Origin of the sequence: Micromonospora sp. DT81.3 (genome assembly GCF_049847225.1) — a bacterium.
Taxonomy (GTDB): domain Bacteria; phylum Actinomycetota; class Actinomycetes; order Actinomycetales; family Microbacteriaceae; genus Microbacterium.
This window is the reverse complement of the sequence record NZ_JBNCNY010000008.1, coordinates 101,980-114,293: the sequence shown is the minus strand read 5'-3', so window position 1 is coordinate 114,293 and position 12,314 is coordinate 101,980. Positions and strand designations below refer to the sequence as shown.

At 70.5% G+C, this 12,314-nt stretch carries 8 protein-coding genes; 2 read left to right on the top strand and 6 right to left on the bottom strand.

The annotated features are described in order from the left end of the window. Positions 1 to 210: 210 nt before the first annotated feature. The gene (locus tag ACPW96_RS17345; protein ID WP_425884535.1) at positions 211 to 2,835 is read left to right on the top strand and encodes an ATP-binding protein; all 2,625 of its coding nucleotides are present in this window, start codon (positions 211 to 213) and stop codon (positions 2,833 to 2,835) included. A 7-nt stretch (positions 2,836 to 2,842) separates the two neighbouring features. Here the strand turns inward: ACPW96_RS17345 and ACPW96_RS17340 are convergent, their stop codons facing one another. The 3 genes from ACPW96_RS17340 to ACPW96_RS17330 all read right to left on the bottom strand — a co-directional run bounded on the left by ACPW96_RS17340 (position 2,843) and on the right by ACPW96_RS17330 (position 6,408). Continuing rightward, positions 2,843 to 4,516 carry a 5-oxoprolinase/urea amidolyase family protein gene (locus ACPW96_RS17340; RefSeq protein ID WP_425884534.1) on the bottom strand — a complete coding sequence of 558 codons (1,674 nt, stop codon included), beginning with the start codon at positions 4,514 to 4,516 and terminating at the stop codon, positions 2,843 to 2,845. 39 nt (positions 4,517 to 4,555) lie between these two features. Beyond that, on the bottom strand, positions 4,556 to 5,389 hold the full coding sequence (locus ACPW96_RS17335) for a hypothetical protein (protein ID WP_425884533.1): 834 nt from the start codon (positions 5,387 to 5,389) through the stop codon (positions 4,556 to 4,558). Between the two features lie 152 nt (positions 5,390 to 5,541). Beyond that, complete coding sequence (locus ACPW96_RS17330) at positions 5,542 to 6,408, bottom strand: LamB/YcsF family protein (RefSeq protein ID WP_425884532.1); 867 nt, start codon at positions 6,406 to 6,408, stop codon at positions 5,542 to 5,544. 120 nt (positions 6,409 to 6,528) lie between these two features. Here ACPW96_RS17330 and ACPW96_RS17325 point away from each other — a divergent pair, with 120 nt between their 5' ends. Beyond that, positions 6,529 to 8,301: a dipeptide ABC transporter ATP-binding protein gene (locus ACPW96_RS17325; RefSeq protein WP_425884531.1), complete on the top strand. Its 1,773-nt coding sequence runs from the start codon at positions 6,529 to 6,531 to the stop codon at positions 8,299 to 8,301. 134 nt (positions 8,302 to 8,435) lie between these two features. Here ACPW96_RS17325 and ACPW96_RS17320 read toward each other — a convergent pair whose 3' ends face one another. The 3 genes from ACPW96_RS17320 to ACPW96_RS17310 form a co-directional block, all read right to left on the bottom strand. Beyond that, on the bottom strand, positions 8,436 to 9,395 hold the full coding sequence (locus ACPW96_RS17320; protein WP_425884530.1) for an ABC transporter permease: 960 nt from the start codon (positions 9,393 to 9,395) through the stop codon (positions 8,436 to 8,438). Beyond that, positions 9,392 to 10,396, bottom strand: a complete 1,005-nt coding sequence (locus ACPW96_RS17315) for an ABC transporter permease (RefSeq protein ID WP_425823083.1) — start codon at positions 10,394 to 10,396, stop codon at positions 9,392 to 9,394. The genes ACPW96_RS17320 and ACPW96_RS17315 overlap by 4 nt, the downstream gene beginning before the upstream one ends. Before the next feature lie 97 nt (positions 10,397 to 10,493). Then, positions 10,494 to 12,176, bottom strand: coding sequence for an ABC transporter substrate-binding protein (locus ACPW96_RS17310; protein WP_425884529.1), 1,683 nt, complete (start codon positions 12,174 to 12,176; stop codon positions 10,494 to 10,496). Positions 12,177 to 12,314: the final 138 nt, after the last annotated feature.

Here is a 12,314-nt window from a genome sequence, read left to right as displayed (position 1 = left end):
TTCTTTCGAACGGGGGCGCGCAGGCACAGCCGACCACCATATGAGGGCAGGGGGAATCTAGGAGCGCAAACATCAACTATATGCCGGATGACGCGCCGTGTCCAGTCCGGTTCTTGACGAGTTTTGGATCCTGCTGTATAACCGCGACCGAAACGGCGAAATCCGCCGATACTGTGGCAGAGATCCGGTCCTGCGCGCAATGATGTCGTCATGACCGGGGGCCCATACCCTGCGATCCGCACTCCCGATCAGCGGATCCGGGTGTTCATCAGTTCCACCCTGCGCGAGCTGGCAGACGAACGGCTGGCCGTTCGTGCCGCCGTGGAGCGGATGGGACTCGCTCCCGTCATGTTCGAGCTGGGCGCACGCCCGCACCCGCCTCGAGAGCTCTACCGCTCCTACCTGGCGCAGAGCGACGTGTTCATAGGGATCTACGCCGACAGCTACGGGTGGGTCGCACCCGGTGAGGAGATCTCGGGCCTTGAGGACGAATACCGCCTCGCGCCCGCCTCGATGCCGAAGCTGATCTACATCAAGGCCTCCGACGGGCGTGATCCACGCCTCGCGGAGCTGATCGACCGGATCCGCTCCGACGACACGGCCGCGTACCTCCCTTTCCGCAACGCCGAGGACCTCGAGCGACAGGTCGCCGCCGACCTCGCGACCCTGCTCGCCGAGCGCTTCGACGATTCGCGGTCGGCCGGCGCCGACGGCGTCGAGTCGGCGGCATCCCTGGTCGCCCGCGTCCCCTCGCTGTACACCACGACCATCGGTCGCGAAGCGGAGCTGGCTCAGGTGCGCGAGATGCTCGCCCGCGGCGAGGACCGCGTGATCAGCCTCATCGGCCCCGGCGGCATCGGCAAGAGCAGGCTGGCCATCGAGGCGGCTCTCGCCACGGAGGACCTGTTCCCGGACGGCACCTATTTCGTCCCCCTCGAGGGTGTCTTGGAGGGGGATCTGCTGCTGCCGACGATCGGCTTCGCACTCGGCATCCGCGACAACGGCGAGGCGGTGCTCGAAGAGCGCATCTCGCGAGCGCTCGAGGGACGGCGCGTGCTCCTCGTGCTCGACAACTTCGAGCAGATCGTGGATGTCGCCCCCGTGCTGGTGAGGCTGTACACGGTCGCCCCGCTGGCCCGGTTCCTGGTGACGAGCCGGACCGTGCTGCGCATCCGCGGCGAGCGGGTCTACGAGGTCCCGGCTCTGCCGTTCCCTGCGGCCGGCGAGCCGACGTCGATCGAACGGGCGCGCCGGTCAGCGGCGTGCACCCTGTTCATCGACCGGGCGCGCGCCGCAAAACCGGGGTTCGAGCTGACGGAGGAGAACGCCGACGCCGTCGCCGACATCTGTCGTCGGCTGGAGGGCCTGCCGCTGGCGATCGAGCTGGCCGCCGCGAAGGTGCGTCTGCTGACCCCCCAGGGCATCGCGAAGCGCCTCGAGCGCAGCCTTCCCCTCCTGACCGCGGCGGTGCGCGATCTGCCGGAGCGCCACCGCACGATGCGTGCGACCATCGACTGGAGCGTGAGCCTGCTGCCCGACATCCAGCGGGAGATGCTCACCGATCTCGGCGTCTTCGCCACCCGCTTCACGATCGATGCGGTAGAGGCGCTCGGCATCGGGCGCTCCTGGGACGGGCACGGCATCGACGGGCTGGCGGCCCTGGTCGACGGATCACTCGTCAAGCAGACCGACGTCGAGGGCCGGTCCGTCTTCTCGCTGCTGGCCATCGTGCGGGAGTACGCGCTGGGACGCCTCAAGGAGCGGGGCGACGCGGATCAGGTGCGCGCCGCGCACGCCGATTACTACCGCGCCCTGGTCGCCCGGCTGGCACCTGGGCTCCGCGGCGTCGGTCAGCTGGAGTCCGTCGGCGAGCTGGGCCTCGAGCTGCCCAACCTCCGTGCAGCCATCCGTCACCTCGTCTACACCGACCGCCTGGATGACGCGGCCGACTTCGCCTGGAGCCTGCTGGTCTACTGGTGGATCGCGGGCCTGTTCGGCGGCGTCCGGGTGTGGATGCTGGAGCTGCTCGGCAAGGATCGCCCGATCACGCAGCACACCCGAGCGGTGGCGTGGTTCCTCGCGCTCTGGGGCGAGATGTGGCAGCGGCCGTCGAAGGAGGTGATCGCCGGGCTCGGGGAGACCGTCCGGCTGTTCACCGACACCGGCGACGAAGACGCCGCCGCGATGGCCCTGGCGGCTCGAGCGACCGCGCGCGTGCAGTACTCGGCGGCCGGAGCCGAGAAGGCCGAGAAGGAGCTGCTGCGCGCGTCCGTCAAGCTGCGTGCGCTCGGCAACGGCTGGGCCGAGGCGCTCGCGGAGGTCTCGCTCGGGCGGCTGGCGTGGGTGCAGGGCCGCACCGACGAGGCGTTCGCGCACTTCGACCGGGCAACGACGGTCGCGGTGGCGGGAAACGACCTCTTCAACACCTCGGTGGCCGGCAACCTGCGCGCACGGCTCAAGTTCCTGGGCGGAGACGTCGATGGCGCGGAGAAAGAGTTCATCCAGACGCTCATGCTCTCGATCCGGCTGCACTACGACGAGGGCGTCGCCTACGGACTGGAGGGCCTCTGCGCCGTCTCTGCCGCCCGCGACGACGCACGGCGGGCCGGAGCGCTTTCCGTCGCGGCCGCCCGCATCCGCCATCGAATCGGCGTGTTCGACGTAGAGGCGTTCACCGTTCACACGCCATATCTCGCGCGGCTCCGCGAGCGCGACCCCGAGGGGGTGGCGGCCGGTGAGCGCGCGGGTGAGGAGCTCACGGTGCCCGAGGCCGTCGCGCTCGCGCTGCCCGAGCTCGATCGCCAGCACGCGGATCCGCTGCTCGCGCACTGGTGACGGCGGCTCAGCGCGCGTGCGCGTGCCGGAATCGGATGCGCGTGCCTGGCCGCAGCTGCGCGAACGCATCGAGCGAGCCGTCGGCGACGACGGCGATCACGGGGTAGCCGCCGGTCACGGGACCGTCGGCCAGCAGCACGGTGGGCGATCCCGATGGGGGCACCTGCATCGCGCCGGGCACCATGCCCTCGCTCGGCAGCTCGCCGGTGCCGACCCGCTCGAGGGGAGGCCCTTCAAGGCGTACGCCCACCCGGTCGGCCTTGTCGGTGACCATCCAGACGGCCTCGTAGAGCGAGGCGAGCGCGGATGCCGAGAACCAGTCCGCGCGCGGACCGGGGGCGAGCTCGACGACGACCTCCTCGTCGGGAGGCGCGCCCCACGGCGCGACGTCTGCCGGGGGCACCGGGTCGACGGCATCCGCCCGCACGCCGACGCTCCGCCCCGCCCGCAGGGCCGGGGGGCCGAGCCGCGCCAGGACGTCGGTCGAGCGGGAACCGGCGACGGAGGGCCCGTCGACTCCGCCCCGCACGGCCAGGTAGGCGCGCACACCGTGGACGAACCAGTCGATGTGCAGTTCGGCACCGGCCGGCCACGGGTGGGCGACGTAGGGGTCGATGCGGCGGCCGTCGATGCGGATGTCGCCCCAGGCGCCTGCAACGGCGATCCACGCGGGCTTGTCGGCGCTCGCCCGGAACCCGCCGAGCGTGACCTCGACCCCGGCGGCGCCCTCCGGGTTGCCGACGAGCCTGTTCGCCGTCTTCAGAGCCGCCCGATCCAGCGCACCCGAGCGGGCGATGCCCTGCGACGCCCGGCCGGGGCGCCCGAGGTCCTGGATCGTCGCGAGCAGCCCGGGTTCGAGGACGCGGAACCCGCCGAGACGAAGCGACTCCTCCGCCTCGAGCGACCCGGAGGTCGCAGTCCTGAGGGGCGGCGACCCGGCGAGTTCCCTTCCCGACGCGGATGCTCCGGGGACGGACGCCCCCGAGGCCGATGCCCCCGAGAGGGACGCCCCCGAGGCGGACGCACGGGCACGACCGGCGGCGAATCTGACCCGGGCACCGGGGGTCAGCAGCGCCGGGAACTCCGCGCCAGGCTCGAAGAGGGGCGCCGCGGTCGTTCCGATCAGGCGCCATCCTCCTGGTGTCTCCCGCGGATACGCACCTGTGAACTCGCCCGCGAGCCCGACGGCGCCGGCGGGAACGCGCGTTCGCGGGGTGTCGAGGCGCGGCACGTCGAAGCGCCAGTCGCGACTCACGAGGTAGGCGAATCCTGGCGCGAAGCCCGCGAAAGCGACGGTCCACTCGGCCGCGCGGTGGCGTTGCACGACGGCCTCGGCGCTGAGGCCGAGCAGCCGGGCGGTGTCCGCGAGGTCCGGCCCGTCGTACACGATGTCGAGAGTCACCTCCGTCGGTGCGACCGCCGGGCCACCGGCATCCGGAGCTCCCGCCGCCGCTCCCGTCACCCACGACCGGGCGCCCGGCAGCGGAAGCAGCGCCGGGTCGAGGTGCACGAGCACCGTGCGGGCTGCCGGCACGATGTCCAGGACTCCGGGGGGGATGGATGCCGCGAGGGCGGCCCGCAGCGCCAGTACGGCCTCGAGCGAGCCGACCTCGGCCAGCAGCGCCCGGTCGCCCATCGGCAGCAGGCGCGGCGTCGTGTGCGGGTCGGTGGTGTCGGACACGGCTTTGGGGCGGATAGCTGAACGGTTCGTTCGCTCGGGTCAGAGGCGGGCGGGCGCCACGCCGCGCACCCTCCGCGCGACGGTGATGGCGACGGGCACGGCCAACAGCAGCACGGCGACGAGGATCGCCGTCACCCCGATCGCCGTCTGCCGGGGCTCGTCGGCGATGCGGCCGACGCCGATCCACAGCACGCCCCACGCGATCGCGAGGGCCGGTGTGATGCGCCCCTTGCTCCACACCGAGATCGCGGTGCCGATCGCCAGCGCCACCAGCAGCACCACGACACCCCAGAAGCCGGCGGCATCCGCCCACCCGTCGTCGGCGACCTGCGTGAGCTGCGCCGTGATGTTCGCGACCGTCGCGATCGTCACCCAGCCGAAGTGCAGCCCGGTGACACCGTCGATCAGCACGCTGTCGAGCACGCCGTCCCCGGGCTCCCTGGTGAGCACGGTGCGCCGCCAGACGAACGCGAGCACGGCCAGCAGAAGGATGATCGTCACGACGCTCAGCAGGAGCGTCCCGAACTGCACGACCAGGATCCATCCGCCGTTCAGCACGGCCGTCAGCGCGATCCACCAGCCCAGCAGCCGCTGGCGGCGCGCGGCGCGCTGCACCGGGAGCGCCTGCCAGATGGCGTACAGGATGAGGCCGCCGTAGATGACGCTCCAGATGGTGAACGCCGGCCGCGCGGGTGCGAGGTACGAGGCATCCGAGTCGAGCGCGCCGCCGAGAGCCTCCTGGATCGGGGTTCCACCGGCCGCTCCGCTGCCGATGAAGGCGGCGATGACCATGAACACGACCGAGGAGATCACCGCGACCTGGCGCACGATGTCCCTGCCGTCGGGGCTTCCGGTGGAAGATGCGTTCGTCATGGTCGGTCCGTTCGCTCGGGAGCAGCGCTCTTCGTCTCGACCCTAGCGGCGGTATTCCCCACGGGGCTCGTATAGCCACGCCCCCGGCTCGCTGACGCGCGCCTCTTTATGGGGCTCCGCCCCAAACCCCCGGCTCGCTGACGCGCGCCACTCTATGGGGCTCCGCCCCAAACCTCCGGCTTGCTGACGCGCGCCTCTCTATGGGGCTCCGCCCCAAACCCCCGGCTTGCTGACGCGCGCCACGGGGCCCGGATAGCCACGCCTTCGCCCTCGAGCGCCGCGCGCACGGCGCGAGCCATCGCCACCGCCTCGGCGGTGTCGCCGTGGACGCACAGCGATGCGGCATCCGCCTCGACGAGCGCGCCGTCGATCGACTCGATCACGCCTTCGCGCACCAGGCGCAGCGCGCGCGCGGTCACGACCTCGACGGAATGAAGAACCGCACCGGCTCGGCTCCGCGGCACGAGCGCACCCCCCGCGGTGTAGGCGCGGTCGAGGAACGCCTCGCGCACGAAGGGCAGGCCGGCGTCATGGGCCGCCTCAGCGAGGGCGCCGCCGAGCCCGAGCACCGGGAGCGGCCGGCCCGCGGCCCGGGCGAACCCCGCGATCGCCTCGGCCACCGCACGGGCCTGCACCGGGTCCACCGCGATGCGGTTGTAGAGCGCACCGTGCGGTTTCACATACCGGATGTCGGCGCCGGCCGCCGCGAGCGCGTCGAGCTGCTGGGCGATCTGGGTGCGAAGTACGCCGGGCTCGGGGTTCCGGTCGCGGCGCCCGAAGCCCTCCCTGTCGGCGTAGCTGGGATGTGCCCCCACCGCAACGCCGAGCCGGGACGCGCGCTCGACGCTCGCCCGCATGGACGGCTCGTCACCGGCATGGAAGCCGCACGCGATGCTCGCGCTCGAGACGACGGCGAACATCGCCTCGTCGTCGGCGGTCGGTTCGCCGTTCCAGGTCTCGCCGAGGTCGCTGTTGAGGTCGATCGACGGTGTCGCCTCCAGCGCGGCCCCACTTGCCATGGGTCCACGGTAGCCCCGGACACGAGGATCTTGAGAGTCGGTACCCGAGGTCGTCACGAGTCGGTAAAGGCTGCCGCGCGGAAATGCGCCCGGGCCCCGGCGCAGGGCAGGATGGGGTGCATGACTCCGATCGGCACGGGCCCGGCGCCCGCCTCCACGACACTGCTGTCGGTGCGGGATCTCGCCGTCGACTTCGCAACGACCGACGGCGTGGTGCACGCGGTCGAGGGCGTCGACCTCGAGATCGCCGGCGGCGAGACCCTCGCCATCGTGGGAGAGTCGGGGTCGGGCAAGTCCACGACGGCCATGGCCATCATCGGCCTGCTCGCCGGCGGCGGCCGCGTCGCCCGCGGCAGCATCACGCTCGACGGCCGCGAGCTCGTGGGGGCGCCTGAGTCGGACATGCGGGCGATCCGCGGGCGCCAGATCGGCCTGGTGCCCCAGGATCCGATGTCGAATCTGAATCCCGTGACGAAGATCGGCTCGCAGGTCGCCGAGACGCTGCTCGCACACGGCCTGGCGACGCGCAAGGACGTCGATGACAAGGTGGTCGAGACGCTCGAGGCGGCGGGGCTTCCGAACGCACGGGAGCGGGCGAAGCAGTATCCCCACGAGTTCTCGGGCGGGATGCGGCAGCGAGCGCTGATCGCGATCGGGCTGGCGTGCAAGCCCCGCCTGCTGATCGCCGACGAGCCGACGAGCGCCCTCGACGTGACGGTGCAGCGTACGATCCTCGACCAGCTCGGACGGATGACAGAGGAGCTCGGCACGTCGGTGCTCCTCATCACGCACGACCTGGGGCTCGCCGCTGAGCGGGCCAGACGCGTGGTGGTCATGCACCGGGGCCGCGTGGTCGAGCAGGGTCCGGCGGACCAGATCCTGAACGACCCGCAGCATCCCTACACGCAGTCGCTCGTGAAGGCGGCGCCCTCCGTCGCCGCCGTGCGCCTGCGCCCGGAGGCCTTCCGGCCCGCGCCGCGGCTGGAGTCCGTCATTCCGGATTCGGCTGCCGCCGCGCCGGCGCAACCCGCTGTCCCGGCCGCCACGACCCGCCCTGCGGCGGCGGACGCCGCCGGCCCCGCGGCGACGGCGGAGCCGGCATCCGTCGACTACGTCGTCGAGTACGAGGACGTGACCAAGGTCTTCCCCGTCCGCGGCCAGAAGGAGGACTTCGTCGCCGTCGACAGCGTGTCACTCGCGGTCCCGCGCGGTGAGACGGTCGCCATCGTGGGCGAGTCGGGGTCGGGCAAGACCACCACGGCGCGCATGCTGCTGAAGGTGGTGGAGCCGACCAGCGGACGCATCCTCTTCGAGGGCCAGGACATCCAGACCCTCGACCGGCGCGAGCAGCGGGAGTTCCGCCAGAAGGTGCAGCCGATCTTCCAGGACCCGTACTCGTCGCTGAACCCCATGTTCACGATCGAGCGGCTCATCGAAGAACCCCTCGCGTTCTACAAGCGGGGCTCTTCGAAGGAGCGGTCCGCGCGCGTGCGGCAGCTGATGGATGACGTGGCCCTGCCCGCATCGATGCTGCGGCGCTACCCGTCCGAGCTGTCGGGCGGCCAGCGGCAGCGCGTCGCGATCGCGCGGGCGCTGGCCCTCTCCCCCGAGGTGATCGTCTGCGACGAGCCGGTCTCGGCGCTCGATGTGCTCGTGCAGGACCAGATCCTGCGCCTGCTCGGCGACCTGCAGCGCGAGTACAACCTGAGCTACCTGTTCATCTCGCACGACCTCGCCGTGGTGCGGCTGATCAGCGACTACGTCTGCGTGATGAAGGACGGCGTGCTGGTGGAGGCCGCGACCTCGGAGGAGATCTTCACCAACGCGCGCGACCCGTACACGCGCGGGCTCCTCGCCTCGATCCCCGGCAATGAACTCGGCATCGCGGGCTGAACCACCCCCGAGAAGCCGGGCGTTGCCTGGTTTCCTGCTCGCGTCGAGACTCGGTCCGCCGTCCGAGAATCAGCGCGCGGCGGCGAGTCCGGGGCGCCGCACCCATTCTCGAGCGTCGACGGAGGGGTCGGATGTCAGCGCGCCCGCGTGCGGGGATCCATCGCCTCGCGGAGCGCCTCGCCGAGCAGCGTGAAGCCGAGTGCGGTCAGGGCGATGCAGATGCCGGGGAGGAACGCGAGCCAGGGGGCGATGGCCAACTCGGCCTGCGCGTACGTGAGCATGCGCCCCCACTCGGCGGTCTCGGGGCGCCCGCCGCCGAGGCCGAGGTACGACAGCGCCGCGGCGTCGATGACGGCGGTCGCGAGCGTGAGGGTTCCCTGCACGATCACCGGGCCGATGGCGTTCGGCAGCACGTGGCTCATCGTGATGGTGCCCCGGCCGAGCCCCAGCGTCTGCGCCGAGAGCACGTAATCGGCGCTCTTCTGCTGCAGCATCGATGACCGGAGGAGGCGGGCGAAGATCGGGACCTGCGACGCTCCGATCGCGATCATGACCGCGTACTGGGACTGACCGAGCAGTGCGGCGATCGACACGGCGAGCAGCAGGTTCGGCACCGACAGCAGGATGTCCACGAAGCGCATGATGACGTTGTCGACCCAGCCCCCGAACGTCCCCGCGAGGAGCCCCAGCAGCATCCCGCCGACGAGACCGAACGCGGTCGAGACCACGCCGATCACGAGGGACGCCCGGGCGCCCCAGATGAGCTTGGACAGCACGTCGCCGCCGAAGCGGTCGAGCCCGAGAGGGAACTGCGGGAGTTCGCCCGGCCCCGGGATGTTGGTCGGGGTGATGTACCTCGCCCCGGGCAGCGCCGTCTCGGGGTACGGAGCGAGCCACGGCGCCAGGACGGCGACGAAGACGAACACGAACACGATCGCGGCGCCGATCCACGCGGTCGGGTTGCGGCGCAGTCTCTTGAAGACATCGCGCCAGAAGCCGCCGGGCGACTGTGCCCGCAGCAACTCCCGGTCATCGACAGAGGTGTCATCGACCGGCCCGCCCATCGGTGCGGGGGGAAGCATGGCGGACGTCATGACACCCTCACTCTCGGGTCGATGAAGCTGTAGGAGACGTCGACGGTCAGGTTGATGAGCGCGTAGAGGATCGCGATGAAGATGATGAATCCCTGCAGCACGGGGAAGTCCCGGTTGTAGATGGCGTCGGCCATGAACGAACCGACTCCCGGCCAGGCGAAGACCTTCTCGGTGAGCACCGCGCCCGATATGAGGAGACCGGTCTGCAGGCCGATCGTGGTCACCACCGGAAGCAGGGCGTTGCGCATGATGAAGCGGTTGCGCAACGTGCCCTGGCTGATGCCCTTGGCCCGGCCGGTGCGCACGTAGTCGGCATTCTGCACCTCGAGGACCGATGCGCGGGTGATGCGAACGATGATCGCGAGGGGGATCGTACCCAGGGCGAGGGCAGGAAGGATGAGGTGGATGATCGCGTCCCACGCGGCATCCCATTCGCCCGTCAGGATGCCGTCGAGCACATAGAAGCCCGTCGGATGGGTCGCATCGATCCGCGGGTCCTGGCGTCCGTCGGAGGGCAGCCACCCGAGCTGGATGGCGAAGATGTACTTCAGCATGAACGCCAGGAAGAAGACGGGGATCGTGATTCCGACCAGGCTCGCCACGACCGATGCGTGGTCGGTGAAACGGCCGTGGCGGCGGGCCGCGATGTAGCCCAGCGGGATGCCGAGGCCGATCGCGAAGATCAGTGCGGCGATCGACAGCTCCAGCGTCGCGGGGAAACGGCGCACGAACTCATCGAGCACCGCTCGGCTGGTCTCGATGGAGCTGCCGAAGTCGCCGGTGAGCAGCCGGCCGAGCCACGTGAAGTACTGCACGAAGACGGGTTCGTCGAACCCGTAGAGCTCATTGATGCGCTCGACGGCCTCGGGCGTCGCCTTCTCGCCCAGGATGGCTACGGCCGGACCGCCCGGCAGCGCGCGCACCCACAGGAAGAGCAGGATGCTGAGGCCGACCAGCGTGGGGATGAGCAGGAGCAGCCTGTTGCCGATGGTGCGCAGCAAAGCGGATTTCTCCCAGGGGTGTCGGGGACGGTGTGCGGTGCGGGGACGCGGCTGATGGCCAGGTCCCCGCACCGCACATTACGGCACGTGCCGCGTTTTACTCAGTCAGGACGATGTCGGTGAAGACCTCGTCATTGACCGGGCTGGCCGGGTAGCTCTCGACGCGCTTCGCGAATGCGAGCGTCGGGGCCGGGTGCGCCAGGGGCACGCCGGGGATGAACTCGGCGACCATCTGGTTGATGTCCTCGTACAGCGCCGTCTGCTCCTCGAGGTTCGGAACCCCGCGGGCCTCGGACAGGGCGGCGAACAGCTCGGGGTTGTCGAAGCCCCACTCCGCCGACGGCTGACCGAAGAAGACGCCGACGAAGTTGTCGGTGTCGTTGTAGTCGCCCGTCCACCCGAGCAGGTGGATGCCGTGGTTCGGCGTTCCGGTGATCTTGTCGAGGTAGTCGGGGCTCCAGGCATCCGTCACGGGGTTCGTCACGACGCCCGCCTCGGCGAGCTGTGACGAGAGCACCGTGAAGATCTGCTCCGGGTCCGGCATGTACGGGCGCGAAACGTCGACCGGGTAGTTGAACTCCAGCGTCAGCGGGTTCGACTCGTCGTAGCCCGCCTCCGCGAGGAGCGACTTCGCCTTCTCGGGGTCGTACTCGTACGTCGTGACATCCGGGTTCCAGCCGTTGACGACATCCGGCATGAACTGCGTGGCCTTCTCGGTGCCCTCTGGGAGCACCTGTGAGATGAGCGCGTCCTTGTCGACCGCGTACGAGAGGGCCTCGCGCACACGGATGTCCTGCAGCGCCGGAACGGCCTGGTTGAACGCCAGGTAGAGGATCGTGAACGGGGGGCGCGAGACCATCGTGAACCCGGCCTCCTCGAGGGCGCCGGTGTCGGCGGGGCCGACCAGGTCGTAGCCGTCGATGGAACCGGACTCGAGCGCCTGGCGGCGTGCGGTCGGGTCATCGATCACCCGGAAGATGATCTCGTCGATCTGACCCGCGTCGCCCCAGTAGTCCTCGTACGCGCTCAGCTTCAGCTGCTCGCCCGGTGCCCACTCGTCGAACTTGTAGGGACCGGTGCCAGTCGGGTGACCGGAGCCGTACTCCGACAGCGTCGGCGCCTCTTCGCTGCCGCCGATGCCGTCGGCGTCGAACTCGGCGAGAGCCGTCGGGCTCTGCATCGCGAAGGCGGGCAGGGAGAGCGCGGGGATGAAGCCGGCGAAGGGCTGGTTGAGCTCGATCGTCACCGAGTAGTCGCCGTCGGGTGTGCACGACTTGTACACCGCCGCATCCGGCGTCTCGACGTAGCCGCGGAAGAGCTTGCCGTAGTAGTACGACAGCGCCTCGCTGGCGGCAAGGCCCGTCCAGTTGTACCAGCGGTCGAAGTTGTAGCAGACGGCCTCCGCGGTGAAGTCGGTGCCGTCGTGGAACGTGACCCCCTCCTTCAGAGTGAAGGTGTGCGACATGCCGTCCTCGGCCGAGTCCCACGATTCCGCCAGCAGCGGCGCGGGGTCTGCGGTTCCGGGTTCCGTGCCGACGAGCCCCTCGAAGATCTGACGCGAGACGCGGAACGTCTCGCCGTCCTGGGCGAAGGCGGGGTCGAGGTTGGCCGGGTCGGCAGACGCCGCGAAGATGAACGTGCCGTCGACCGCCGCGTCGGTGGCATCGGCGTCGCCGCCCCCGTCGCCCCGCTCGCTCGCGCAGCCCGCCAGGGCGAGCGCCGCGATCGATACTCCGGCGATCGCTGCGAGAGCGCCTCGCCGGATTCGTGAGTGTTGCATTTGCTGTGAACCTTCCATCGTCGGATGCGGGCCCGGGTCGGGCCCGTCACTCGGTGTGGGTGATCCCTCGACGCTATCCGGCCCGCGCCCGTGAGGGCATTACACCTATGTCTCGATCGTGTTTCATCCTGGCGGGAT